Raw genomic sequence first — 25,227 nt, forward strand, 5'->3', positions numbered from 1 at the left:
CGGACGCCGGCCGACTCGGCCGGCGCGGTGGGATCGTGGCGTTGCCCGCCGTGAGCGGGTGGGTGGCCGGGAGTGGTCGCCGGGGCCTCCTGCGATGGCAAAGGAGTCGGCCGACTCGGCCGGCCCTACCCTGATCCATGCCGCGGCGCCCGAGCACATGGACGCCCCGCCGCCGGTCCCGGTCTGGCAGGCGGCCCTGTCCGGCACCTCGACGAGCCGTCCGATCCATTGAGCCATCACCGATCCACCGGCTTCACCGATTTCGTCGACCGACCGACCAGTGAGCCCTTCACCGGGTCGCGCGGAGAGATCGCGAGAACAGCGGAAACAGCAAGGAGAGCCTCCCGAACATGACGTCCAGTAAAGGGATCTGGCTGCGCGGCGAGGCCGCCGGCCACGAGCAGCGCACACCGCTGGTGCCCGCCGACGCGTCCTGGCTGGTCGAACAGGGCCTGTCGGTGACCGTGGAGGAGTCCCCGCAGCGGGTCTTCCCGGTGCAGGAGTACGCCGACGCGGGCTGCCGGCTCGTCGACCCGAGACCTGGCCCGGCGCCCCGCCGGAGACCGTCGTCCTCGGCCTGAAGGAGCCGGCCGCGACCGCCGTCGCCCTGGCGCACCACCACGTGTTCTTCGGGCACGCCTACAAGGGCCAGCAGGGCGACCCCGCGCTGCTGCGCCGCTTCGCCGAGGGCGGCGGCACGCTGCTCGACCTGGAGTACCTGACGGACGCGGAGGGCCGCAGGGTCGCGGCTTTCGGATTCTGGGCCGGCTACCTGGGGGCGGCCCTGGCGGTACTGCACCGGCGCGGCGAACTGGCCGTTCCGCTGGAGGCCTCCACCCGCCCCGAACTCGACGCCCTGCTGGGCGCCTCCCGGGGCGGTGCCACCGCCCTGGTGATCGGGGCGCTCGGCCGCTCCGGCCGGGGCGCGTGCGAGGCCCTGGCGGTGGCCGCAGTGACCACCACCCGGTGGGACGTCGACGAGACCAGGACGCTCGACCGCGAGGCGCTGCTGGACCACGGCCTGCTGGTCAACACCGTCTTCGCGACCGAGCCCGGCACCCCCTTCCTGACCGCCGCCGACCTTGAGTGCACCGACCGGCTGCTGTCCGTGGTCTCCGACGTCACCTGCGACGTCACCTCGGACTGCCACCGGCTGCCGGTCTACGACCGGGTCACCGACTGGCGCGAGCCGGTCCGGCGCCTGCACTCCGGCCCGGCGCCGCTGGACCTCATCGCCATCGACAACCTGCCCTCGCTGCTGCCGCGGGAGTCGAGTGCGGCCTTCTCCGCCGACCTGCTGCCGCACCTCGCCGCCCTGCCCGCCGGAGCGCCGGTCTGGGACCGTGCGCTGGGGCACTTCCACCACGCCCGAAGAGAGTTCGAGAAATGAGGAGCGATGGCTGACCTGGTACCCCCGAGCGGGCGGGTGCACTGGATCGGGACGGGCATGTCCACCGGCAGCGGGCTGGGACTCGTCTGCGAGGCGACGCCGACCGTCCTGTGGGGCCGGACCGCCGAGAAGGCCGAGGCCCGGCTCGCCGGGCTGGGGATCGCCCACGCGGCCGAGACCCGCGGCTTCGGCCTCGACGCGCTGGCCGCCGAGCTCGCCGCGGGCGACGTCGTCGTCTCCATGCTCCCGGCCTCCGAGCACCCGGCGCTGGCGCGCCTGGCCGTCGAGCACGGCGCGCACTTCGTCTGCTCCAGCTACCTCAGCCCCGGCATCCAGGAGCAGGCCGCGGCGGCCGGGGCCCGGGGCACGGTGCTGCTCACCGAGGTCGGACTCGACCCGGGCATCGACCACCTGCTGGCCCACGAGCTGATCCGCAAGGCCCTCCTGGTGACCGGGCAGCGGGCGGCGACGGCGCGCTTCACGTCGTACTGCGGCAGCAACCCGGCGGTCGCCAACGACTTCCGGTCCCGCTTCGGTTGGGCGCCCCGCGGGGTGCTGACCGTGCTGCTCAGCCCCGCCCGGCTGATCGAGGACGGCGAGGAGCGGTCCGTCGCCCGTCCGTGGGAGGCGGTGACCACCACGACGGTGGGCGAGGAGGACTTCGAGGTCTACCCCAACCGGGACAGCGTCCTGCTCGTGGACACCTACGACTTCCCCGGCTCGGCCACCTGTCCCGGCACCGTCTACCTCAACGCCGACGACCCGGCGGACCTGGAGGCCGACTACCGGGCCCTGCGGGAGATGGAGCTGTCCGGGCTCTACGGCTGATCCGCACCGCCAGCCCCGCCGTCGGTCCTGCCGCGCGGCGGGACCGACGGACCGCCCGCTAGCGGGCGGCTGGGTGCGTGCGGACCTCGTTCCTGATGGTCAGGATGCCGCCGTCGGCGTCGTACGAGGCCTGCGCCGTCATGGACGCGATCTGCCCCAGCCGTTCCACGTGCGTGCCTCCGCAGGGCATCTGCGCCGTCCCGCCGGGGGTCTCGCAGACCCACTGCCGCCGGTCGGTCAGCCGGGGCCCGAGGCAGTCCACCCGCACCGGCGCGTCGGACGTGATCCAGTGCGCCAGGGTGCCGTTGGTCCGCTCGACGATCCCGGGCAGCTCGTCCAGGAACCGGGCGACGTCGAAGCCGCGCTTGCGCAGCGACTTCCCGAGGCGGTAGCGGTCGAGGCTGCCGCCCTCGTCGTGGCGGGTGAGGACGCAGGTGGCGGCGTCGAGGTCGTGGTGTCCGCGGGAGTCGGTGCCGGTCTCCTTGCGCCAGAGCCCGTGCGTGGCCTCGTTGAGCGCGTAGGCCAGCAGGTGCGGATGGAACGGGCTGACGTCGGTGACCGCCACGACCCGGCCGTTCTCCCGGGGCGTCTCCAGCACCGCGAGAACCGAGGCCTCCTCGCGGCACGATCCGGTCGGATAGGTGATGAAAGTCGGCTTTACATCGTCGAGTTGAGAACGTGCCACGATCGGTCATCCTGCAAAACGCGGGTGGCCGCCGGGTGCCCGCCGGGCGTGGCGAGGGGTCAGGCGCCGGTCTCGTCGAGCCCCGGGACCAGCAGGATGCGCCGTCCGCTCAGGTCCGAGCGGGTCGCCCTGGCCTCGGCGTACTCGGGGGAGGAGTACCAACTCCGCGCCCGCTCAAGGCTGGGGAACTCCATGACCACCATCCGGTTGACCTCCGGCCAGTCCCCCTCCAGCGCCACCGGCATGGCGCCGCGCGCCAGGTACCGTCCGCCGTACTGGAGTACCGCGGCCTGCGCCAGCTCCCGGTAGGCGATGACCTCGGGTGTGTTCAGGTGCTCGGCCTCGGCGATCACATAGGCAGTCATACGGTCATCCTGGCATATTGGTAAGGGAGTTATCGCGCGAGGCGCCAAGACTTCGGCGGTGCGCCCGCGGGCGGTAGCGGGACGGCACCTGGTGGCCATCGTCCGGGGAGGTGGTCGAACTCGATCTCTCCTCGCTCTCGTCCGTCCGCGCCGGTGTCCGCGCGAAACTCGTGATGTCCGGCCGGCCTCCCGTGCACGTGCTGATCCGCAATGCCGGAATCCAGGTGGTCAACGGCGTCCGGCGATCCGGTGACGGCCATGAACCAACGTTCGCCACGAACCATCCCGGGCACTTCCTGTTGATCCGGCTGCTGACCGACCACCTCGCTGAACTCGGAGAGGCATCCGAGGAGTTGGACGCCGAGCAGGGCTGACCCGGCCGCCGCCCCGAGGGCCGGGACCACGGCCTGCTCCGGGGGGACCAGGGTGAAGTCCGGTGGCCATCCGGCACCGGGGATCCGCGACCGGTCGGACGGGAGGAGGCGGGCGCCCTCGGGGACCTGGCAGCGCGAGACGACGATGCCCGTGAGGCAGGCCCCGCACCACAGGTGCGCGGCCCCGGCGCCGCGGCCCCGGGGCCCGATGAACACCAGCTCCGGGGAGCGGCTTCCACGGGCCTGGCACTTCGCGTCGGGGCGGCCGGGGAGGGCGGAGAGCGCCGACCGGTAGCGGGTCAGCCGGCCTTCCCGAGGGGTGTGGTGATCGCGCATCGCACCTGCTGGTCGGCGAGGGAGAGGGTAGGGGGTGTCCGGGGGCTGCGGCGGGCGCGGTCCAGTTCGGGGAGGGCGAGGAGGATGGGGAGGTCGAGCTGGGTGACCTCGCGGAGCTGGACGTCGGTGCTGTAGGCGCGGCCGCCGCGGGCACGGACCGCCCAGCCCGAGCCCACGAGTCTGGGCGGCCGGATGTGCGGCACCGGACAGTCGTCGTCCATGGCGACGGCGGTGGCGCGGATGAACCACAGGCCGTCGGGGACGTCGAGGCGGAACGGGCGGGGCTCGTCCAGGATGTCGCAGGCCTGCGGGTAGCCCTCCACGATCGGGGTGTTGAAGGCGCCGACGTAGACCCGGACCGGCCCGACGTCGGAGGGGAACCAGAGCCGGCCGGTGACGGTCGACAGGCCGTGGCGGGTGCCGGCGGCGGGCAGGGTGAGCGGGGGGAGGTCGTCGTCCTGGGCCAGGGAGCGGTAGCGGGTCGGGGAGACGCCGACGCTGCGGGTGAAACGGCTGGTGAAGGTGCCCAGGCTGTTGTAGCCCACCCGGAAGGTGATGTCGGTGACGCTGGCCTGGGTTTCCAGAAGGTGGCGCTTGGCCATGAAGAGCCGGATAGCGGTGAGGAACCGGCCCGGTGAGGTGCCGGTCAGCTGGTTGAATATCCGGGTGTAGTGGAATTTGCTGTAGGAGGCCGTGCCGGCCAGCTGTTCAAGGGAAAGCGGATCCGCGTAGTGCTGCCACATCGTGTCTATACTGCGCTCTATCGCCGCCGCAATAGGCATCCGAATATCCCCCACCTGTGCTCGTCGGTATCTGTGATCTCGCCGGGTCTTCGTGGGTACGCGGGCCGGCGGCCGCTCCGCCCGGTGCTGCCCGGGTCCGTGCGGGGGTGGCCGTGGCGTGGACTCGACCGCCTGGTGGGTCCCTCATCTGGCGCGATGCTCCCGGTGCTCGTCGGAACCGGCCGGGGGGAGCCCAGGCCGGGTTTGGCGCAGACACATCGTTTTGCTGTCGGGTGACTTTCGCACCTTCTGGATTGCGGTGTGCGCGGAGCGTCGAAAGTCGGCCTTCGGCGCAGGCGACCTATACGTCCACGAATGTCCGGTGTCGTATACGCCAGGCACGTGCGGAGAAGCGCTCCGGTGGCAGCTTCCGGAAAATTGTCGCGGGACCGGATTAAGAGTGCCTCGACAGGGAAGGGAATCGCCACATGAAGGCAATGCAGGACGTCTGCGCCGACCTGGCGACGGAAGGGACCGAACTCGCCCGGCTGGTGGCGGACCTTCCGCCCGGCCAGTGGGCCGCGCCGACCGCGGCCGCGGGCTGGACGGTCCGGCACCAGGTGGCGCACCTGGCGCTGGTCAGCCACCTGGTCGACCTCGGGGTGCGCGACCCGGCCGGGTTCGAGGCCGAGACCGCGCCCGTCCGGGCGGACTTCGAGGCCGGCATGGCGGCCGGGCTCGCCGAAGGGCTCGCCGAGCCCGTCCCCGAACTGCTGCGCCGCTGGGCCGCCGAGCGGGCCGCCGCCGAGCAGGCGCTGGCCGGCGTGCCCCGGCGCGAGCCGGTGCCGTGGCTGGCCGGTCCGCTGCCGGCCAGTGTGCTCGCCGCGGTGGCGTTGATGGAGGTCTTCGCGCACGGCCAGGACATCCACGAGGCGCTCGGCGTTCCGTACGTGTTCACCGACCGGATCGGCCACATCGCCTTCCTCGGCACCAGGACCCGCGACCTCGCCTACCTGGCCCGCGGGCTGGAGCCGCCCGCCGAGCCGTTCCGGTTCGAGCTGACCGGCCCGTCCGGCGTCTCCTGGGCCTTCGGGCCCGAGGGGGCCGAGCAGCGGATCCACGGCCCCGCCGCCGACTTCTGCCTGCTCGTCACCCGCCGCCGGCACCGCGACGACCTCGCGCTGACCGCGGTCGGCACGGCGGCCGACCAGTGGCTGGACATCGCCCAGACCTACCTCGGCCCGCCCGGCGCCGGCCGCGGCCGCATTGGGCAATATCACGTATAGATCGTCCACTTGGCGGCTGGTTACCTCGCTCTCGGGCCGCATCGGCCCGCCCGTTCCACGAGGGAAACTGGAGGCGTCGTGGCAGAACAACGGACGAGTCGGTGGCTGCTGGCCGGACGGGCCTGCGCCACCGCCTCGATCGTCACCGGACACCTGGTCGCCGCCCTGCCGCGGATGGCCACCCGAGGCGGCCGGGCCCGGCTGGCGGAGCGGGCACCGCGGCTGCTGACCGCACTGGGCCCGTTCTTCGTCAAGGCCGGGCAGCTGGTCAGCACCCGCCGCGACCTGCTCCCCGAGCACTGGTGCGACGCGCTCGCCGAACTGGCCGACGAGGTGCGCCCGCCGCGCCGAGCCGCCGTCGCCCGCACCCTCGCCGAGGCCGGACTCACCGACGCCTTCGCCGAGTTCGAGTGGGATCCGGTGGCCTGCGGCAGCATCGCCAGCGTCCACCGCGCCAGGCTCGCCGACGGCACCGAGGTCGCCGTCAAGGTGCAGCGCCACGGCATCCGCCCGGTGCTGGAGGCCGACCTTCGGCTGGCCCTGCTCGGCGCCCGCGCCGGGCGGTTGCTGCCGAGCATGCGGGACCTGCCGGCCGAGGAGATGATCGGGCAGCTCGGCGGCGCCGTGCTGCACCAGCTCGACTTCACCGCCGAGCGCGACTCGCTGCTCCTGCTGCGCGCCAACCTCGGCGGCCACACCGACCTGCGGATCCCGGCTCCGGTCGACGACCTGTCCGGGCCGACGGTGCTCACCATGGAGTTCATCTCCGGTCTCGGCCGCTTCCGGCCGCTGGGCATGACGACGGATCGCCGCCAGGAGGTGGTCCGCGACGTGCTGCGGGCCGTCTACCGGATGCTCTTCGTCGACGGCCTGGTCCACTGCGACCTGCACCCCGGCAACCTCTGCCTGGACGACGGCGGACGGGTGGTGGTCCTCGACGCCGGGTTCGTGGTGCGGCTGCCCGACCCGGTCCGGCGCTCCTTCGCCGGATTCTTCCTCAACATGGCGCAGGGCAACGGCCCGAAGTGCGCCGACATCGTCCTGGAGAGCGCCGCTCGGCTGCCCGCGGACCTCGACCGCGAGGGCTTCCGGAGCGCCGTGACGGCGCTGGTCGACGAGGCCTTCGGGGCGCTGTCCAAGGACTTCGAGCTCGGCGCCTTCGCGCCCCGGCTGTTCAAGCTCCAGCGGGACTTCGGGGTGTTCGCCGCCGCCGAGTTCGCCTTCCCGCTGCTGTCGCTGCTGGTACTGGAGGGCATGATCAAGGAGTTCGACTCCGAGGTCGACTTCCAGGCCGAGGCGGTCCCCGTGCTGATGGCCTCCTTCGCCAAGGACGTCGAGGTGGACGCCGCCGCCCGCCGCCCGCCCGCCCCCGACGCGCCGGTGGTCACGCCGTGACCGCCGCCGGACGGTCCGCCGGGCTGGTCGCGGTGACCGGGGGCACCGGCTTCCTCGGCTCGCACACCGTCGCCGCCCTGCTGGCCGCGGGGGCCGGCGTGCGGCTGCTGGTGCGCGACCCGGCGCGGGTGGCGCCCGCGCTCGGCCCGCTCGGCCTGCGCCCGGACGCGGTGCGGACCGTCGTCGGCGACGTCACCGACGCGGCCGCGGCGGACCGGCTCTGCGAGGGCGCCGACGCGGTGGTCCACCTCGGGTCGGTGTACTCCTTCGACCGCAGGCGCCGCGACGACATCGTCCGCACCAATGTGCTGGGCACCGAGACCGTGCTGCGCGCCGCCGTGCGCTCCGGCGCCGGGACGGTGGTGCACGTGTCGACCGTCGGCGCGCTGATCCCCAGCGCCGACCCGGAGTTGCACGCCGGCAGTGCCGTGGGACGGCCGGCGGAGCCCTACCTGGCGAGCAAGGCGGCCTGCGAACGGGCCGCCCGGCTGCTCCAGGACGAGGGCGCCCCGGTCCGCATCGTCTACCCGCCCGCCCTGCTCGGCCCGCACGACCCCCGGGTCGGCGACCAGACCGGACGGCTGCGCGACGCGCTGCGCGGCCTGATGCCGCTCTGGCCCACCGGGGGCTTCCCGCTCGGCGACGTCCGGGACACCGCCGCCGTGCTGGCCGGCCTCGCCACCGCGGCGGCGCCGGCGCCCCGGGACCGGATCTTCACCCCCAACCGCTACCTCGGCACCGACGACTACCTGGCGGCCCTGCGGACGGCCACCGGCCGCGCCCTGCCCGCCGCCCGGCTGCCCGGCCGGGCCATGCTGCCGGCGGCCCGGCTCGCCGACGCCGTGCAGCGCTGGTGGGCCTGGCACATCCCGGCCGAGTACGGCGCGGCCTACACCTGCGTCCACGCGGTGCCGGTCGCGGCGGAGGCCACGGCCGGCGCCCCGGTGCCCCGGCCGGTCGAGGAGACGATGGCCGACACCGTCAACTGGCTTTACCGGACAGGTCTGCTGACACGGCGCCAGGCCGGCGCCGCGGCCGAGCGGACCGCATCATGACGGCGGCGCCGACCGGCGCCCGCGAACCCGAGGAGAGACCGTGACAGCGGCGCAGACCCAGCACGACCCGGCCGATCAGCTCCTGGCTTACCGGCGCAGCCGGGAGGCGATCAGCGCCCTGGTGGCCGGGCTGCCGGACCCGGCCGCCGTCGGCGTGCCCGCGTGCCCGGACTGGAGCGTGCGGGACCTGGTGGGGCACATGGTGCACATCTGTGAGTCCTTCGTCGCCCTGGAGGACAACCAGATCGACCTGGTCCCGCTGGACGAAGTCCCGGCGGCCGGGCTGCTGGAGCGCTGGGCGGGGCTGGACGACGCGCTGCCGGAGGCCCTGGACCGCACGCCCGAGCTGCGCCGGCGGATCCTGCTGCTTGACGTGTTCTCGCACGAGCTGGACCTGCGGCAGGGGCTGGACGCGCCGGTCGAGCCGACCGCCCACCCCGCGTTCGACGGCGCGCTGGACCTGACCACCATGGGCTTCGGCCTGGCGGTGCACGGCGGCGGGCTGCCGGCGCTGCGGATCGAGACCCCGGAGCGCTCCTGGGTGGTGGGCGAGGGCGAGCCCGCCGGGACCGTGCGCGGGGCGGCGGTGGACGTGTTCCGCTCGCTGAGCGGCCGGCGCACCCGGCCGCAGATCGAGGACCTGGAGTGGTCCGGGGGGCCGGCCGGGAGGTGGGCGGAGGCGTTCGCCTGGGGCCCGTTCGCGCCGCCCGCGGCCGAGGTGGAGCCGTTCGTCGGGCGCTGAGCGGGAAGCGGCACAGCAGGGGCGGCACAGCGGGAGCGTCGCATCGGGAACGGCACGGCAGGAGCGGCACGGCACGAACGACGCACCACACGGCGAACGGGCGGGACCGCGGTCAGCGGTCCCGCCCGTTCGCCCTGCGGCGCCCCCTCACGTCCCGGTCAGGGCGGGCATCCGCACCGGGGCGGCGGCCCCGGGGGCGGGCCGCTGCAGGGAGTCGAGCTCCGGCAGCGCCAGCAGGATCGGCAGGTCCAGCGGGGTGAGCTGGCGGGCCGCCAGTTTGACGGGCGGGTTGTCGTGGCCGTGGCGCACACAGAGCTCGGGGCCCGAGGCGACCAGCAGCGGCCGCCGCTCCCAGGGCGGTGCCGGGAAGTCGCTGGCGGCGACCACGGCCGCCCGGATGAACCAGATGCCCTCGGGGACGCGCAGCGTGAACGGGCCGGGCCCGTCGAGGATCTCGCAGGCGACCGGGCTGCCCTGCACGATCGGCTCGCGGAACGCGCCGATGTAGATCCGCACGGACTGGCCGGTTTCCGGCGATTGGATGCTGCCGTGCACCGTACAGGTGCGCCGGATGCCGTCGGATTGCGCCGCCGCGTCGCTTCCGCCCACCCCGCCCCGTTCGGGCAGGCCCGCTCTGGCCAGCGCCCGGTAGCGCGCGGGGGAGAGGCTGACGCTGCGGGTGAAACGGCTGGTGAAGGTGCCGAGGCTGTTGTATCCGACGCGGTAGGAGATTTCGGTGACGCTGAGATCGGTCTCCAGCAGCATGGTTTTCGCCTGGTGCAACCGGACGGCGGAGAGGAATCGCCCGGGTGAGGTGCCGGTGAGATTGCGGAATACCCGGGAGAAGTAGAACTTGCTGAGGATCGCCGTGTTCGCGATCTCGTCGAGCGAGAGTGGTTCCTCGTACCGGTCCCACATCGTCGCTATCGCGCGTTCAACAGCGATCTGCATTTCGTCTCTCCAACCTCGTCCGATGAATTGGTGGCTTTCCGGGGGGTTTCTGGCCATCGATTGCACGGCGTTGTTCGGTGCGCGGAGATAATGTCGAACGGGGATAGGGGCGGGCGGCTGGATTCGGGTGCCGGATTCAGTCGCCGGGGTTCAGTCGTGGGACAGCAGATGACGGACGCGCCGACGGGCCGCCAGCAGCGCGGCCCAGGAGCCGGCGGCGAGGATCTCCCGGTCGCCCGCGCCGGCCTGCCGGGCGGCGGCGACGACCCGGTCGTCGACCCGGTAGGACGCCAGCGCGGTGAGCAGCGCGAGTTCGCCCACCGGGCGTTCGTCCGCGGGAAGTCCGGTCAGCGGGGCGTCCAGCCAGGCCCGGCCGAGGCCGGGGTCGCGGCCGTCCCAGCGGGCGACCTCGGCGGCCACCACCGCCCTGACGGGCTCGGGCACCAGTTCGGCGCCGACCCGGTCGACGGCCGCCGTGGCGCGGGCCAGGGCGTCGGCGATCCGCGGATCGGCCGCCGCCCACTCCAGGTCCGGCGGCAGCGGCGCGGGGGGCAGCAGGGACAGCGAGGCGCCCGGCGCGGCCGTGGTCCGGACGGACCCGCGCATCAGGCCGGTCAGCACCCGGAGCACCGGGCCGAGCGCCTGGGCCGGGGCGTTGGGCGGCAGCGGGGCGGGCCCGAGGAAGATGTTGACCACCCGGTTGAGGTACTGCAGGCACAGCGCCGTGCCGGCCAGTTCCGGAAGGAGCTCCGGCGGGAACGGTGGTTCGCCCGCCGTGGTGATCCACGCCGTCAGCTCCTCGGCCGTGGGCCCCCCGGCCGGCTGCCCGGCCGCCGGACCGGCCCGGCCGGCCCGGCGGCCCGAGACCGGCCGGAGGGACAGCGAGTCGAGCATGGTGCCGTGCACGGTGACGCAGAACGGGCACTGGTTGGCCGCCGAGACGGCCGCCGCCACCGCCTCCTTGGCGGTGCGCGGGGCGCGCCCCTCGGCCAGCATCGTCTCGCGCAGCGTGATCCAGCACGCGGCGAGCAGGTCCGGCACCGGCGCGTGCAGCGCCACCGGCGGGGCCAGCACCCCGAAGTCCCGTTCCAGCTCCCGGTAGACCCGGGCCGTGGCGCCGGCGGCCTCGCCGTACGACACGGTCGAGACGTGCCGGACCTGGAGCAGGGACAGTCCTCTGAGCGGCGCCTGGACGAGCCGCCGCCTGCCGCTCACGGGCGCGCTCCGGGTACGGTACCCGGAACACTGCGGTGCGCCCGTTCCTCGTCATCCGCCGGCATCCGCGGGTCCTCCCCTCGGCTCCCTCGACGTCTCCGTCGATGCTTCACCCGATCGTGGCATTCGGAGCGGTCTGCTCCTTCTTCTTCCTTGCGCTGTCCCCCCGCCCCGGAAACCCCGGGGGCGGGGGGACCGATGCTTCTCCGCCGTGTCGGACCCCCTTCGGGAGAGGGCCTAGGGGACCGGGAAGAACGCCCGGACGAAGCGCTCGAACAGCGCGTCGCCGATGGTCCAGCGCATCCGCGGCAGCAGCCGGGACGGCACCCCGATCCGGTACCGGATCCGCGGGTTGTCGCTGGTGACGGCCTTCTCGATGACCCGGGCCACGGTCTCCGCGCGCACCGCCATCCGGCCCCGGCCGGTCGGGTGCTCGGTCTCCCGGTAGGCGCCGTGCCAGTCGACGAAGTACCGCCAGAAGTCGTCGTACAGGCCGTTGTGCTCCTGTCCGGACATCCCCAGGTCGGCGACCGACATCGGCACGAACCCGCCGAGCACCGGGGACGGCTCGATCAGCACCACCTTGATGCCGTCCCTGGCCACCTCCAGCCGCAGCGAGTCGCTGACGGCCTCCAGGGCGTGCTTGGTGGCCTGGTAGTAGCCGCGGCCGGGGGTGGCGAACTGGCCGAAGATGGACGACATCATGACGACCCGTCCGCCGCCCTGCGCCCGCATCCCGGGCAGCACCAGCTGGGTCAGCCGGCACAGCCCGAACAGGTTGGTCTCGAACTGCCGGCGCACCTCGTCGAGCGGGGTCTCGCCGATGGTGCCGTTGAGGCTGTAGGCCGCGTTGTTGATCAGGGTGCCGACCGAGCCGTGCTCGGCGGCGATCTTCTCCACCGCGGCCGCCATCGACTCCTCGTCGTTGACGTCCAGGTGCAGCACCCGGATGCCCTCGGCGGCCAGGTCGGCCAGCGCCTCGGGCCGCCGCGCGGTGGCGTACACCGGCAGGCCGGCCCGGTGCAGCCGCAGTGCGGCGGCCCGCCCGGTGCCGGAGGACATCCCGGTGCTGGAGGAGGCGCCGGTCAGCAGGACCGCGCGCGAGGCGCCGCTCACCTGCCCTCCGCCAGGCGCTCCTCGGAGACGGTGGCGTCCTCCGGCTGCGAGGCGATCCGGCTGCGGGCCACCGAGTTGCCCAGGCCCAGGCCGTCCACCAGGCGGTTGATGAAGGCGAACAGGGAGGCGGTGAACACCGCCTCCAGCATCTCCGCGTTGTTCCAGCCGGCCGCCTCGGTCGCCGCCCAGTCCTCGTCGGTGATCCGGAAGGCGCCGGTGCCGACCTTGGTGACCAGGCGCATCAGCGCCTTGGTGCGCTCGTCGATCGGCAGCTCCTCCACCGAGGGGGCGCTCTCGATGGCGTCGGTCAGCTCCTGCGGGCCGCCGAACTGGGCGAGGAACCAGTTGTGGGTGCCGACGCAGTACGGGCAGCCGTTGACCTTGGAGCTCCAGGCGGAGATCATCTCGCGGGTCGCGCGCGGCAGCACCCCGTCGTTGAACACCCCGCCGTAGCCGGCGATCACGACCTCCAGCAGGTCGGGGCGGCTGGAGACCAGCCGGAACATGTCCGGCACGAAGGGGATGCCCATCCGCGACTTGATCGCGTCGTACAGCTCCTTCGTCCGGCCCTCCGCCTCGGCCTCCTCGATCAGCGGGACGCGAACGGTGCTCAGCACATTCGGATCGGTCATGGGTAATCGCCTTCCCTTTCGACGGTACGGGCCGCCCCCGCGGGCCTTTCCGAATACCGGGATGAATGCTTGGAATTCCTGCCCGACGGGCACGGCGTGGGGTTTCCCCATGGTGGCAGGAATTGCGCGGACTTCTCGTCTCCCAGATTGCCCTGGCCCTGGTCCGGCCGGGCCGCGCCCGGACATGCCGACGGCCGCCCGGGTGCGCGGGGCACCGGGGCGGCCGTCCGGCCGGACGGGGCGGGTCAGCCGGCGCGCAGCCAGTCCGCCAGCCGCTCGCCGATCATGATCGAGGTGAGGTTGGTGTTGCAGTTGACGATGCTCGGCATGACGGAGGCGTCGGCCACGTACAGGCCCTCCACGCCGTGCACCCGCAGCCGCTCGTCCACGACCGCGCCCTCGTCGTCGGCGGTGCCCATCCGGGCCGTGCCGACCGGGTGGTAGCCGCTGTCCAGGCTGGTCCTGACGTACTGCTCGACCATCGCGTCCTTCTCGACGAGCCGGTCGCTCAGCACGATGAAGCCGTCGCCCTGGGAGGCGATCCCGGGGTGGTTGGCCAGCTCCCAGCAGGTGCGCACGCCCTGGATCATCTTCTCCAGGTCCCGCTCGGTGGAGAGGAAGTCCAGCCGGATGTCGGGCCCGGCCGCCGGGTCCGTGGAGGTCAGCCGCAGCCGCCCCACCGACTCCGGCTGCTGGTCCACCACCATCACGCCGAAGATCATCGGAGCGTCGGCCAGCCTCTGGAGCTCGGGGAAGAGCGTCAGGTCGAAGTGGTTGACCATGTAGTACTGCATGTCGTTGAAGGCGGTGGAGCCCTTGGCGGTGGTGCGCACCATCGACTGCAGGAACGGCACGGCGGCGTCCACTTCGCCGCCCCCGGGCCGCAGGAAGACGCCGGTGCGCGGGTGGTCCGTCAGATTGGCGCCGACGCCGGGCCGGTCGAGCCGCACGCCGATGCCGAGCCGGGTCAGGTCCTGCGCCGGGCCGATGCCCGACCGCATCAGCAGCGTGGGGGAGTTGATGGCGCCGGCGGAGAGCACCACGGTGCGCGCCCGGAGCTCCTCGGGCACCCGGCCGCCGGCCGAGGCCAGCACGCCGGCGGCGCGGTCTCCGTCGAACAGCACCTCGTGCACCAGGGTGCCGCCGAGCACGGTCAGGTTGGGGCGGGAGCGGACCTCGGGGGTGAGGTACGCCATCGCGGTGGAGACGCGGTAGCGGGGGTCGCGGCGGGTGGACGGGATCGGGCCGATGCCCGTCGCCTCGGGGTGGTTGTGGTCGGCGACCTCGGGGAAGCCGGCCTGCAGGCTCGCCTCGGTGAAGGCGGCCTGCATGGGCGTCATCTCGTCGGGCTGGAAGCGGCGGATCGGCACCGGGCCGCCCTTGCCGTGGTAGCGGTCCTCGAAGTCGAGGTCGTCCTCCAGCCGCCGGTAGAACGGCAGGACCTGGTCGTAGGACCACGCCGGGTTGTCCGCCGCCCAGTGGTCGAAGTTCTCCGGGACGCCGCGCAGCGCGATGGTCGCGCCGACCGCGGACGAGCCGCCGGTGATCCTCCCGCGCGGGAAGATGATCCGCTTGCCGTCCATGATCTCCGCACTGAACCGCCAGTCGTGGGAGCTCAGCGACATCGCGTTGCCGTCGGTGATGTCGGCCGGAATGTCGGCCGGATCGGGAAAGTCCGGGCCGGCCTCGACGAGGAGGACGGAACGGCCCGGGTCCTCGCTCAGCCGGGTCGCGATCGCGGCTCCCGCGGAGCCGGACCCGACGACTATCACGTCATACGTGTGCACCATGGATTGAACCTCGCCAGACGGGGATTCGAAGGAGCCGATCTCACCCGAGTTTCGCAGCCGGGCCGTGCGCGGACTTCTCCGAGACTGCCCCGTCCACGCCCGCGGAATTCCGTACGGTGGGCCCGCTTCACCGGCGCGAACCCCGGCAACTTCAGAGAAGCACGTTTTACCGGCCCGGGACATCCTCTAGTGTCAGGTCCGTGGCGAGTGGTCGCCGAATTCGTCGCGACAGCCCCGGACAGTCGATTCATCATCGCCAGCGGGAAGGAATTCAGATGCCATACCGACGACGATTCCGCAGACTCGTTCCCGGATTGGTCACCATAGTGGTGGCCGCTTCGATGTTCTTCGCTGTCCGTTCTTCGGTGGCGGTCGCGGGCGGTGATGCGGCGGCCGCGGCGTACCGATTCAAGGAGATGCCGATCGCTATGCCGCCGGGGTACGAATCCCGGCCGATGAAGACGATCCGCGACGTCAATCCGGCCTATCAGAAGATCCGCGCGTGGATCTCCTCGGTCGGCGCCAGCATCGCCCTCAACGACGTCACCGGGAACGGCCTCGCCGACGGCATGTGCATCGTCGACACCCGCACCGACTCCGTCATCGTCACCTACACCCCGACCGCCCCCGAGGTCGACCGGTTCACCCCGTTCATCCTGGACGGCAAGCCGCTGCCCATGGACGACACCATGGCGCCCACCGGCTGCACCCCCGGCGACTTCAACGGCGACGGCCGCAACGACTTCCTGATCACCTACTGGGGCCGCACCCCGGTGCTGTTCATGGCGAAGGCCGGCGCGGGCGCTCCGTCCCCCGAGGCGTACGTGCCGCGCGAGGTCGTCCCCTCCCAGAGCCTGGACGGCCGCTACCACGGGCCGCGCTGGAACACCGACGCCGCGTACGTCGCCGACCTGGACGGCAGCGGCCACCCGTCGATCATCATCGGCAACTACTTCCCGGACTCCGACGTGCTCGACCCGCACGGCATCCGCAACGTCGAGATGAACGACTCGCTGTCCAGCGCCAAGAACGCCGGCGGCGACCACGTGCTGCGCTACCACTCCTCGACCACCGGGGACGACCCGCAGGTGGCCTTCATCGAGGAGAAGGACGCCATCCCGTTCGACGCCTCCACCGGCTGGACGCTCGCCATCTCCGGCGCCGACCTCACCGGCTCCGGCCTGCCCGAGGTCTACATCGCCAACGACTTCGGCCACGGGCACCTGCTGCACAACGTCTCGACGCCCGGGCGGATCCGCTTCACCGAGGCGACCGGCGAGCGCACCCCGACCACCCCCAAGTCCTTCGTGCTCGGCAAGGGCTCCTTCAAGGGCATGGGCGTCGACTTCGGCGACGTGGACGGCAACGGCAGCTTCGACATGATGGTCAGCAACATCACCGTGGCCTGGGGCCTGGAGGAGAGCAACTTCCTCTGGATCAACAAGGCCCGCAGCCAGGACGAGGCCGCGAAGAAGCTCGCCGCCGGCGTCGCCCCGTTCACCCAGGAGGCCGCCGACAACGGCGTCGCCTGGACCGGCTGGGGCTGGGACGCCAAGATGGGCGACTTCCTCAACAGCGGCGACCAGAACATCCTTCAGGCCGTCGGCTTCGTCAAGGGCAACATCGACCGCTGGCCGTGGCTGCAGGAGATGGCCATGACCAACGACAACCTGCTGTCCAACCCGGCGATGTGGCCGAACGTCGGCCCCGGCGACGACCTGGCCGGCGACGAGCCCATGGCCTTCTACGCCCGCACCGCGAGCGGCAAGTACGCCAACATCACCAAGCAGCTCGGCCTCGACGTCCCGATCCCCACCCGCGGCATCGCCACCGCCGACACCACCGGCCGCGGCGCCCTCGACTTCGCGATCGCCCGCCAGTGGGGCCCGCCGGCCTTCTACGCCAACCAGGCCCCGGACCTCGGCAACCACCTGACGCTGAACCTGGTCCGGCCGTCCGAGGGCGCCACCCCCGGCCAGGGCCTGGCCGGCACCGGCTCGCCCGCCTACGGGGCCACCGTCTGCATCACCACCCCCGACGGCAAGCAGGTCGGCCAGCTCGACGGCGGCGGCGGCCACGGCGGCTTCCGCAGCTTCGAGGTCCGCTTCGGCCTCGGCGACTACACCGGACCGGTCACCGCCGACTTCACCTGGCGCGACGCAGACGGCGGCCTGCACAAGAAGACCCAGCAGCTGACCGCCGGGACCCACACGCTCATGCTGACCGACGACATCCAGGAGGTGACGGCCCGATGACCGCGACCGAGATCGCCGGCGTTGCGGCCCACGCCGTCCGGCCCCGCCCCCCGAAGAAACCGGCCAACCGCGACCCGCGCTACCTCGCGCTGCGCAACTTCGCCATCTCCATGTCCGTCTTCAACATCTTCGGCTACACCCTGCTCGGCTTCGAGCAGCCCTGGCTCTGGCCGCTGATCTGCGCGCCGTTCGGCTACCTGGTCGAGACCGTCCTGGAGCTCATCAGCGCCTGGGCGCAGGAGCGCACCCCGCGCTTCATGGGCCGGGGCTTCCGCGGCCTCTACGAGTTCCTGCTGCCCTCCCACATCACCGCCCTCGCGGCGAACATGCTGCTCTACGCGAACGACCGGCTGCTGCCGATCCTGCTCGCCGTGTTCATCGGCGTCGCCGCCAAGCACGTCCTCCAGGCCCCCGTGTACGGCCGGATGCGGCACTACATGAACCCGTCGAACTTCGGCATCACCATGGTGCTGGTGATGTTCGGCTCCTGGGTCAGCATCGCCCCGCCGTACGAGTTCACCGAGAACGCCAACACCTTCTTCCGGGTCGCCATCCCGCTGATCATCGCGACCGCCGGCACCGTCATCAACGCCATGCTCACCAAGCGCGTCGCGCTGATCGTCGGCTGGCTCGGCGGCTTCGTCATCCAGGCGCTGCTGCGCCACTGGTTCTGGGACGTGGCGATCTTCTCCGCCCTGGGCCCGATGAGCGGCGTCGCCTTCGTGCTCTACACCAACTACATGATCACCGACCCGGGCACCACCCCGACCAAGGGCCGCAACCAGTTCATGTTCGGCGCCTCGGTGGCCATGGTCTACGGCGTGCTGATGCTCTTCAACGTCGTCTACACCCTGTTCTTCGCCACCACGGTCGTCTGCGGCCTGCGCGGCGCCGGCTGGTGGGTGGCGCACTTCCGCAAGAAGGGCAAGCAGGCGCACGGCGCCGTCGAGGTCCCGGCCGGGCAGACGGCCGCGCCCGAGCGGCCCGCCGGCAACGAGGCGGTGGCGGCGTGAGCGCGCAGCGGTTCCGGCCGGACCAGGCCGACGGAGCGGCGGCCGGCCGCGGACGGATCGCGGTGGTCGGCATCGCCTGCCGCTACCCCGACGCGGAGACCCCCGAGCAGCTGTGGCAGAACGTGCTGGCCGGCCGCCGGGCCTTCCGCCGGCTGCCCGACGTGCGGATGCGCGCCGAGGACTACTACTCGCCCGACCCCGCCGCGCCGGACCGCTTCTACAGCGCCAAGGCCGCCGTGATCGAGGGCTTCGAGTTCGACCGGGTCCGCCACCGGGTCGCGGGCAGCACCTTCCGCGCCACCGACATGACCCACTGGCTCGCCCTGGACACCGCCGCCCGCGCCCTGGAGGACGCCGGCTTCCCGTTCGGCGAGGGCCTGGAGGACGCCAACACCGGCGTCGTCATCGGAAACACCCTCACCGGCGAGTTCAGCCGGGCCAACCTGATGCGCCTGCGCTGGCCGTACGTGCGCCGCACGGTGGGCGCCGCGCTGCGCGAGCAGGGCTGGGACGACGCCGCGCTGACCGACTTCCTGGACGGACTGGAAGGGCGCTACAAGAGCGCCTTCCCGCCGATCGGCGAGGACACCCTGGCGGGCGGCCTGGCCAACACCATCGCCGGCCGGATCTGCAACCACTTCGACTTCAAGGGCGGCGGCTTCACCGTCGACGGAGCCTGCTCCTCCTCCCTGCTGTCCGTCTCCACCGCGTGCGACGCGCTGGCCGACGGCCGGATGGACGTCGCGGTGGCCGGCGGCGTCGACCTGAGCATCGACCCGTTCGAGGTGATCGGCTTCGCCAAGACCGGGGCGCTGGCCACCGGCGAGATGCGGGTCTACGACAAGGGCTCCAACGGCTTCTGGCCCGGCGAGGGCTGCGGCATGGTCGTCCTGATGCGCGACGAGGACGCCCGCGCCCAGGGCCGGTTCCGCTACGCCACCATCCCCGGCTGGGGCTACTCCTCCGACGGCAAGGGCGGCATCACCCGCCCCGAGGCCAGCGGCCACCGGCTCGCCCTGGCCCGCGCCTACCGCGCGGCCGGCTTCGGCATCGAGACGGTCGGCTACTTCGAGGGGCACGGCACCGGCACCGCCGTCGGCGACGCCACCGAGCTGCGCGCCTTCTCCGAGGCCCGCCGGGCCGCCGGGGCCCAGGCGCCGGCCGCGATCAGCACCGTCAAGGGCAACTTCGGCCACACCAAGGCCGCGGCCGGCGTGGCCGGGCTGCTCAAGGCGATCCTGGCGGTCCGCCACCAGGTGATCCCGCCCGCCACCAGCCACATCGACCCGCACCCCGAGCTCACCGCCCCCGAGGCGGCGATGCGGGTGCCCGAGCGGGCCGAGCTGTGGCCGCAGGGCGGGCCGATCCGGGCCGGCATCTCCTCCATGGGCTTCGGCGGCATCAACGCGCACGTGGTGGTCGAGCACGCCGACGGCGTCCTGCGCACCGCCGTGCCCGCCGTCGTCCGCCGGCTGGTCGCCTCCCGCCAGGACACCGAGCTGTTCCTGCTGGACGGCGCCGACCCGGCCGAGCTGCACGCCAAGGCGACCGGGCTGGCGGAGTTCTGCGCCCAGCTGTCGTACGCCGAACTCGGCGACCTGGCGGCCACCCTGGAGGGCGAGCTGGCCGGCCGGCCGCTGCGCGCCGCGGTGCTGGCCGGCTCGCCCGAGCAGGCCGTCGAGCGGTTCACCGCGCTGGCCGGCCTGCTGGACTCCGGGGTCCGCTCCGCGCTGAACCCCGCCCGGGGCGTCTTCCTGGGCGGCGCCGGCCGGACACCCCGGATCGGCTTCCTGTTCCCCGGCCAGGGCGCCGGGCGGCGCGGTGACGGCGGAGCGCTGCGCCGCCGCTTCGCCGGCGTCGAGGAGCTGTACGAACGCCTCGCGCTGCCCGTCGGCGGCGACCAGGTGGCCACCGACATCGCCCAGCCGCGGATCGTCGCGGCCTCGGTGGCGGGGCTGCGGGTGCTGGAGCTGCTCGGCGTCGACGCGGTCCGGGCCGCCGGGCACAGCCTCGGCGAGCTGACCGCCCTGCACTGGGCGGGCGCGATGGACGAGACCACCGTGCTGGACGCGGCGGCCGCCCGGGGCCGGATCATGGCCGAGGCCGGCGACGGCGACGGCACCATGGCCGCGCTCACCACCACCCCGGCGCTCGCCGAGGCGCTGATCGCCGGCGAGCCGGTGGTGATCGCCGGGCACAACGGTCCGCGGCAGACCGTGGTCTCCGGGCCGGTCGCGGCGATCGACCGGGTCTGCGCGCTGGCGGAGGCCCAGGGCGTGGGGGTGGGACGGGTCCACGTCTCGCACGCCTTCCACTCGCCGGCCGTCGCCCCGGCCGCGGCCGGACTGGCCGAGTACCTGGCGAAGGAACGGTTCGGCCCGGTCGGCGACGGCCTGGTCTCCACCGTCACCGGCGGCCTGCTGCCCGCCGACACCGATGTGGTGGACCTGCTGACCCGCCAGGTCGTCCAGCCGGTGCGGTTCACCGAGGCGGTCCAGGAGATGGCCGGAGAGGTGGACCTGCTGGTCGAGGTCGGCCCCGGCCGGACCCTCAGCTCGCTGGCCGGCGAGATCCTGCCCACCGTGCCCGCGATCGCCACCGAGACCGACGCGCTGTCGCTGGCCGGTCTGCTGGGCACCGTCGCCGCGGCCTGGACGATGGGCGCGGAGGTCCGCCACGAGCAGCTGTTCGCCGACCGGTTCACCCGGCCGCTGCCGCTGGACAAGGAGTTCCGGTTCTTCGCCAGCCCGTGCGAGGCGGGCGGCGAGGACTTCGTGCTGGAGCACACCGAGCGGGCCGCCGCGCCGCTGTCGGCCGCCGGCACCGCCGCGTCCGCCGGCGAGGCCGCCGCGGCGGGCACCTCCAGCCTGGAGGTGCTGATCCGGCTGGCCGCCGAGCGCGCCGAGCTGCCGGTGGAGACCGTCGACCCGTCGGCCAACCCGCTGGACGAACTGCACCTCAGCTCCATCACGGTCGGCCAGATCATGAACCAGGCCGCCCAGGAGCTGGGCATCGCCGCCCCGATGGTCACCACCGCCTTCGCCACCTCGACGATCGGCCAGCTCGCCGAACTCCTCGACGAGCTGGCCGAGGGATCGGCGGCCTCCGACGGGCAGCCGGCCACCGCCGCCGGCGTCGCGCCCTGGGTGCGCCCGTTCCTGGTCGACCTGACCGAGGCCCCGGAGCCGGCCCCGGCGGCCGGGCCGGGCGGCGACTGGGAGGTCTTCGCCTCCGACCGGCACCCGCTGGCCGGGCCGCTGGCCGCCCGGCTGCGCGCCGACGGCCCCGGCGGCGGGGTGCTCCTCGCCCTGCCCGGCGACTGCGACCAGCGGCACCTCGGCCTGATGCTGGCCGCCGCCCGCGCCGCGCTCGACCCGGCCCGGCGCGCCGCCGGCACCCGGCTGGTCGCGGTCGGCGACCGCAGGGGGGCGGCCGGCCTGGCCAAGACCCTGCACCTGGAGGCCCCCGACATCCCGGTCACCGTCGTCACCCTGCCGGTCGCCGACGACCTGCCGGCCGAGGAGGCCGAGCTGATCGCCGGCCGGATCGCGGCCGACGCGGCGGCCACCACCGCCTTCACCGAGGTGCACTACGACGCCGACGGCACCCGGCGGGTGCCGGTGCTGCGCGCCGTCGACCTCGAACCCGACCCCGCCCACCAGGAACTCGGCCCGCAGGACGTGCTGCTGGTCACCGGTGGCGGCAAGGGCATCACCGCCGAGTGCGCCATCGCCCTGGCCGGGCGCAACGGCACCGCGATCGGCCTGATGGGCCGCTCCGACCCCCTGGAGGACGCCGAACTCGCCGACAACCTGGCCCGGATGGCGGCGTCCGGCATCCGGGTGCACTACGCCCGGGCCGACGTCACCTCCGCCGACCAGGTCAAGGCCGCGGTCACCGAGATCACCCGGGAGCTCGGCCCGGTCACCGGCCTGCTGCACGGCGCCGGCCGCAACGAACCGCAGGCGCTCGCCACCCTGGACGAGGACTCCTTCCGCCGCACCCTGGCCACCAAGATCGACGGCGTGGAGGCGGTGCTCGCCGCGGTCGACCCGGAGGCGCTGCGCCTGTTCGTCACCTTTGGCAGCATCATCGGCCGGGCCGGACTGCGCGGCGAGGCCGACTACGCCACCGCCAACGACTGGCTCACCGAACTGACCGTGCGCTTCCAGCAGGACCACCCCGACTGCCGCTGCCTGGCCCTGGAGTGGTCGGTCTGGTCGGGCGCCGGCATGGGCGAGCGGCTCGGCGTGCTGGAGGCCCTGGTCCGCGAGGGCATCGAGCCGATCCCCGCCGAGGACGGCGTGGAGCTGCTCGGCCGGCTGCTCGCCACCCCCGGCACCGCCCCGGCGCTGGTGGTGATGGGCCGGGCCGGCGGTCTGCCGACGATCAGCCTGGAGCAGCGCGAACTGCCGCTGCTGCGCTTCCTGGAGCGCCCCCAGGTGCACTACCCCGGCATCGAACTGGTGGTGGACGCCGAGCTCACCGGCGGCGGCGACCGCTACCTGCCGGACCACCTGCTGGACGGCGACCTGCTCTTCCCCGCCGTCCTCGGCATGGAGGCGATGACCCAGGCGGCCACCGCGCTGACCGGCCACCAGGGCGTCCCGGTGCTGGAGGACATGCGCTTCCTGCGGCCCATCGTCGTCCCGGTGGACGGCGCGACGACGCTGCGGGTGGCCGTCCTCGCCACCGGGCCCGACACCGTCGAGGCGGTGCTGCGCAGCGGCGAGACCGGCTTCCAGGCCGACCACTTCCGGGCCGTGCTGCGCTTCGGCGCGGACCGCCCGCAGGGGGAGCCCGCACCGGTCACCGCCGAGGTGCCGAGGGTGCCGCTGACGCCCGGCGAGATGTACGGGCCGGTGCTGTTCCAGGGCGACCGCTTCCAGCGGCTGCGCGGCTACCGGGACCTCGCGGCCCGGCACTGCCTGGCCGAGATCGACGACACCCCGCGGTCCGACTGGTTCGCCGGCTACCACCCCGGCGAGCTGCTGCTGGCCGACCCGGGCACCCGTGACGCGCTGATGCACTCCATCCAGGCGTGCGTCCCCGACGCCACCCTGCTGCCGGTCAGCGTCGAGCGGCTGAACCTGGCCGACGCCGGGGCCGCGCGCGACGGCAGGCTGCTCTTCCTGGACGCCCGCGAGCGCTCCAGGGACGGCGACAACTACCTCTACGACCTGGAGGTCCGCGACGAGGCGGGCCTGCCGGTCGAGCGGTGGGAGGGCCTGCTGCTGCGGGCGGTGCGCAAGCAGGACGGCGCCGGGCCGTGGCTGCCCGCCCTGCTCGGCCCCTTCCTGGAGCGGCGGGTCGAGGCGGCCTTCGGCCACCCGGTGCGGTGCGTGGTGCTGCCCGGCGGCGAGGGCTCGGGAGGCCCGGTCGCCGACCGGCGCCGGCGCACCGCCGAGGCGGCGGGCTGGGCGCTCGGGCGCACCACCGAGGTGCACTACCGTCCCGACGGGCGGCCCGAACTGGCCGACGGGCGGCGGATCTCCTCCTCGCACGCGGCGGGCGTCACCTTCACGGTGGTGGCCGACGACGTCGTCGGCTGCGACGTCGAGGTGGCCGCCGGGCGGACCGCCGAGGAGTGGCGGGGGCTGCTGGGCGCGGACGGCGCGGAGCTGGCCGGGCTGCTGGCCGCCGAGCGCGGCGAGCCGCTGAGCACCGCCGCGACCAGGGTGTGGGGCGCGGTGGAGACGCTGCGCAAGGCGGGGCACGCGGTGGCGGCGCTCAGCCTGGAGGACTCCTCCGGGCTGCCGACCGGCTGGGTGGCGCTGCGCGGCGGCGCGCACCGGATCGTGAGCTTCGTGACCGCCCTGGACGGGGTCGCCGACCCGGTGGCCTTCACCGTCCTGACCGGGGGTGCCCGGTGACGACCGTGCCGGACTACTACGAGTACCGCCATCTGGTGGGCTTCGAGGAGACCAACCTCGTCGGTAACGTCTACTACGTCAACTACCTGCGCTGGCAGGGGCGTTGCCGGGAGATGTTCCTGCTGGAGAAGGCCCCCGCGGTGCTCGCCGACATCCGCGACGACCTCAAGCTGTTCACCCTCAAGGTGGACTGCGAGTTCTTCGCCGAGATCACCGCCTTCGACGAGCTGTCCATCCGGATGCGGCTCGCGGACCTCACCCAGACCCAGGTCGCCTTCACCTTCGACTACGTCCGGCTGGCCCCGGACGGCGGTGAGTACCTGGTCGCGCGCGGGCAGCAGCGGGTCGCCTGCATGCGCGGCCCCAACACCGACACCCGCCCGACCAGGGTGCCCGAGCCGCTGCGGCTCGCCCTGGCGCCCTACGCCGTCGCCGCGACGGCGTCCTCCCTGACCGGCACCACCACCGTGGGGTGATCGTCATGTCCTCCGTCCCCTCCGCCTCCGCACCGCTGCCCCGCTCGATCGACCTGCCCCCGCTGCCGGCGGAGGCCCCCGAGGCGGACCTCCAGGACCGCCGCGCGCTGCGCGGGGTGCTGGGGCGCTTCGCCACCGGGGTGACCGTGCTGACCGCGGGGCGTGACACCCCGTGCGGCATGACGGCCAACTCCTTCACGTCCGTCTCGCTCGAACCGGCGCAGGTGCTGGTGTGCGTGGTGAAGTCGGCGGCACTGCACGACACCGTGCTCGCCGAGGGGGCGTTCGCGGTGTCGGTGCTCGGCCGTGACCAGGAGTGGGTGGCGCGGCACTTCGCCGACCACGGACGTCCGCGCGGGGCGCGGGAGTTCGAGGGGATCGAGCACGCGCCGGGCCGGCACACCGGGGCGCCCGTGCTGGGCCGCGTCCAGGCGTGGCTGGAGTGCCGGCTCAGCGCCGTCCACGAAGGGGGTGACCACACCATCTTCGTCGGCTCGGTCCTGGGCGCGGGCCGGTCCGCCGGCGCGGACCCGCTGCTGTTCCACGGCGGGGCCTTCGGCGGGCTCGCCGGCTGACCGAGGCGCCGCCCGCGGCGCTCCCACCTCTCGCACCGACGCCCGGCCGGGGTCCGCCCCGGCCGGGCGTGCCGTTCGGGGCGTGCCGTTCGGGGCGGGGGCCGGCGCGGGGGCCGGCGCACATGCGTGAGGTCCGGGCCCTCGGGCCCGGAC

19 protein-coding genes and 1 pseudogene are annotated in these 25,227 nt (G+C 73.6%); 12 read left to right on the forward strand and 8 right to left on the reverse strand.

The window, feature by feature from the left end; all coding sequences use genetic code 11:
- Positions 1 to 350 precede the first annotated feature (350 nt).
- Positions 351 to 1,390 (forward strand): annotated as a pseudogene (locus ACFU74_RS00875) (saccharopine dehydrogenase).
- Positions 1,391 to 1,396: 6 nt separating this feature from the next.
- Complete coding sequence (locus tag ACFU74_RS00880) at positions 1,397 to 2,218, forward strand: saccharopine dehydrogenase C-terminal domain-containing protein (protein ID WP_380749619.1); 822 nt, start codon at positions 1,397 to 1,399, stop codon at positions 2,216 to 2,218.
- A gap of 58 nt (positions 2,219 to 2,276) precedes the next feature.
- Here ACFU74_RS00880 and ACFU74_RS00885 read toward each other — a convergent pair whose 3' ends face one another.
- Positions 2,277 to 2,903 (reverse strand): hypothetical protein, encoded by a 627-nt coding sequence (locus ACFU74_RS00885; protein WP_380749622.1) that lies wholly within the window; start codon positions 2,901 to 2,903, stop codon positions 2,277 to 2,279.
- A gap of 59 nt (positions 2,904 to 2,962) precedes the next feature.
- Positions 2,963 to 3,268: a DUF1330 domain-containing protein gene (locus ACFU74_RS00890; RefSeq protein WP_380749624.1), complete on the reverse strand. Its 306-nt coding sequence runs from the start codon at positions 3,266 to 3,268 to the stop codon at positions 2,963 to 2,965.
- 110 nt (positions 3,269 to 3,378) lie between these two features.
- On the opposite strand from ACFU74_RS00890, the gene ACFU74_RS00895 reads away from it, so the two are divergent.
- On the forward strand, positions 3,379 to 3,642 hold the full coding sequence (locus ACFU74_RS00895) for a hypothetical protein (protein WP_380749626.1): 264 nt from the start codon (positions 3,379 to 3,381) through the stop codon (positions 3,640 to 3,642).
- Positions 3,643 to 3,941: 299 nt separating this feature from the next.
- Here the strand turns inward: ACFU74_RS00895 and ACFU74_RS00900 are convergent, their stop codons facing one another.
- The gene (locus tag ACFU74_RS00900; protein ID WP_380749628.1) at positions 3,942 to 4,721 is read right to left on the reverse strand and encodes a helix-turn-helix transcriptional regulator; all 780 of its coding nucleotides are present in this window, start codon (positions 4,719 to 4,721) and stop codon (positions 3,942 to 3,944) included.
- 467 nt (positions 4,722 to 5,188) lie between these two features.
- On the opposite strand from ACFU74_RS00900, the gene ACFU74_RS00905 reads away from it, so the two are divergent.
- The 4 genes from ACFU74_RS00905 (at position 5,189) to ACFU74_RS00920 (ending at position 9,178) form a co-directional block, all read left to right on the forward strand.
- Positions 5,189 to 5,986 carry a TIGR03084 family metal-binding protein gene (locus ACFU74_RS00905; protein ID WP_380749630.1) on the forward strand — a complete coding sequence of 266 codons (798 nt, stop codon included), beginning with the start codon at positions 5,189 to 5,191 and terminating at the stop codon, positions 5,984 to 5,986.
- A gap of 78 nt (positions 5,987 to 6,064) precedes the next feature.
- A complete protein-coding gene (locus ACFU74_RS00910; protein ID WP_380749632.1) occupies positions 6,065 to 7,381 on the forward strand; it encodes an ABC1 kinase family protein in 1,317 nt (438 codons plus the stop codon).
- The gene (locus ACFU74_RS00915; protein ID WP_380749635.1) at positions 7,378 to 8,436 is read left to right on the forward strand and encodes an SDR family NAD(P)-dependent oxidoreductase; all 1,059 of its coding nucleotides are present in this window, start codon (positions 7,378 to 7,380) and stop codon (positions 8,434 to 8,436) included. The genes ACFU74_RS00910 and ACFU74_RS00915 overlap by 4 nt, the downstream gene beginning before the upstream one ends.
- Positions 8,437 to 8,476: 40 nt before the next feature.
- Positions 8,477 to 9,178, forward strand: a complete 702-nt coding sequence (locus ACFU74_RS00920) for a maleylpyruvate isomerase family mycothiol-dependent enzyme (protein ID WP_380749637.1) — start codon at positions 8,477 to 8,479, stop codon at positions 9,176 to 9,178.
- A 147-nt stretch (positions 9,179 to 9,325) separates the two neighbouring features.
- Here ACFU74_RS00920 and ACFU74_RS00925 read toward each other — a convergent pair whose 3' ends face one another.
- From ACFU74_RS00925 to ACFU74_RS00945, 5 genes are all read right to left on the reverse strand, one after another.
- Complete coding sequence (locus ACFU74_RS00925; RefSeq protein WP_380749640.1) at positions 9,326 to 10,129, reverse strand: helix-turn-helix transcriptional regulator; 804 nt, start codon at positions 10,127 to 10,129, stop codon at positions 9,326 to 9,328.
- Positions 10,130 to 10,279: 150 nt separating this feature from the next.
- On the reverse strand, positions 10,280 to 11,344 hold the full coding sequence (locus tag ACFU74_RS00930; protein WP_380749643.1) for a carboxymuconolactone decarboxylase family protein: 1,065 nt from the start codon (positions 11,342 to 11,344) through the stop codon (positions 10,280 to 10,282).
- Between the two features lie 237 nt (positions 11,345 to 11,581).
- Positions 11,582 to 12,460 carry an SDR family NAD(P)-dependent oxidoreductase gene (locus ACFU74_RS00935; RefSeq protein WP_380749645.1) on the reverse strand — a complete coding sequence of 293 codons (879 nt, stop codon included), beginning with the start codon at positions 12,458 to 12,460 and terminating at the stop codon, positions 11,582 to 11,584.
- Positions 12,457 to 13,092 carry a carboxymuconolactone decarboxylase family protein gene (locus ACFU74_RS00940; RefSeq protein WP_380749647.1) on the reverse strand — a complete coding sequence of 212 codons (636 nt, stop codon included), beginning with the start codon at positions 13,090 to 13,092 and terminating at the stop codon, positions 12,457 to 12,459. Before ACFU74_RS00940 ends, ACFU74_RS00935 begins: the two co-directional genes overlap by 4 nt.
- A gap of 245 nt (positions 13,093 to 13,337) precedes the next feature.
- On the reverse strand, positions 13,338 to 14,882 hold the full coding sequence (locus ACFU74_RS00945) for a GMC family oxidoreductase (RefSeq protein ID WP_380749650.1): 1,545 nt from the start codon (positions 14,880 to 14,882) through the stop codon (positions 13,338 to 13,340).
- Positions 14,883 to 15,157: 275 nt separating this feature from the next.
- Here ACFU74_RS00945 and ACFU74_RS00950 point away from each other — a divergent pair, with 275 nt between their 5' ends.
- The 5 genes from ACFU74_RS00950 to ACFU74_RS00970 are packed head-to-tail and all read left to right on the forward strand — an operon-like array spanning position 15,158 to position 25,074.
- Positions 15,158 to 17,137 (forward strand): CRTAC1 family protein, encoded by a 1,980-nt coding sequence (locus ACFU74_RS00950; protein WP_380749653.1) that lies wholly within the window; start codon positions 15,158 to 15,160, stop codon positions 17,135 to 17,137.
- Positions 17,134 to 18,150 (forward strand): enediyne biosynthesis protein, encoded by a 1,017-nt coding sequence (locus tag ACFU74_RS00955; RefSeq protein ID WP_380749656.1) that lies wholly within the window; start codon positions 17,134 to 17,136, stop codon positions 18,148 to 18,150. Before ACFU74_RS00950 ends, ACFU74_RS00955 begins: the two co-directional genes overlap by 4 nt.
- Positions 18,147 to 24,023: an SDR family NAD(P)-dependent oxidoreductase gene (locus ACFU74_RS00960; RefSeq protein ID WP_380749659.1), complete on the forward strand. Its 5,877-nt coding sequence runs from the start codon at positions 18,147 to 18,149 to the stop codon at positions 24,021 to 24,023. The genes ACFU74_RS00955 and ACFU74_RS00960 overlap by 4 nt, the downstream gene beginning before the upstream one ends.
- 5 nt (positions 24,024 to 24,028) lie before the next feature.
- Positions 24,029 to 24,499 (forward strand): acyl-CoA thioesterase, encoded by a 471-nt coding sequence (locus ACFU74_RS00965; protein WP_380749677.1) that lies wholly within the window; start codon positions 24,029 to 24,031, stop codon positions 24,497 to 24,499.
- Positions 24,500 to 24,504: 5 nt separating this feature from the next.
- Positions 24,505 to 25,074: a flavin reductase family protein gene (locus ACFU74_RS00970; protein ID WP_380749662.1), complete on the forward strand. Its 570-nt coding sequence runs from the start codon at positions 24,505 to 24,507 to the stop codon at positions 25,072 to 25,074.
- Positions 25,075 to 25,227: the final 153 nt, after the last annotated feature.

This window comes from Kitasatospora sp. NPDC057500, assembly GCF_042802195.1.
In the GTDB taxonomy this organism is placed as follows: domain Bacteria; phylum Actinomycetota; class Actinomycetes; order Streptomycetales; family Streptomycetaceae; genus Kitasatospora.

Bases quoted from the DNA above. Each gene is read 5' to 3' on its own strand.
- ACFU74_RS00945 (WP_380749650.1), bottom strand. From the start codon at position 14,882: ATGGTGCACACGTATGACGTGATAGTCGTCGGGTCCGGCTCCGCGGGA.
- ACFU74_RS00925 (WP_380749640.1), bottom strand. From the start codon at position 10,129: ATGCAGATCGCTGTTGAACGCGCGATAGCGACGATGTGGGACCGGTAC.
- ACFU74_RS00955 (WP_380749656.1), top strand. From the start codon at position 17,134: ATGACCGCGACCGAGATCGCCGGCGTTGCGGCCCACGCCGTCCGGCCC.
- ACFU74_RS00970 (WP_380749662.1), top strand. From the start codon at position 24,505: ATGTCCTCCGTCCCCTCCGCCTCCGCACCGCTGCCCCGCTCGATCGAC.
- ACFU74_RS00905 (WP_380749630.1), top strand. From the start codon at position 5,189: ATGAAGGCAATGCAGGACGTCTGCGCCGACCTGGCGACGGAAGGGACC.
- ACFU74_RS00950 (WP_380749653.1), top strand. From the start codon at position 15,158: ATGCCATACCGACGACGATTCCGCAGACTCGTTCCCGGATTGGTCACC.
- ACFU74_RS00900 (WP_380749628.1), bottom strand. From the start codon at position 4,721: ATGTGGCAGCACTACGCGGATCCGCTTTCCCTTGAACAGCTGGCCGGC.
- ACFU74_RS00940 (WP_380749647.1), bottom strand. From the start codon at position 13,092: ATGACCGATCCGAATGTGCTGAGCACCGTTCGCGTCCCGCTGATCGAG.
- ACFU74_RS00880 (WP_380749619.1), top strand. From the start codon at position 1,397: ATGGCTGACCTGGTACCCCCGAGCGGGCGGGTGCACTGGATCGGGACG.
- ACFU74_RS00890 (WP_380749624.1), bottom strand. From the start codon at position 3,268: ATGACTGCCTATGTGATCGCCGAGGCCGAGCACCTGAACACACCCGAG.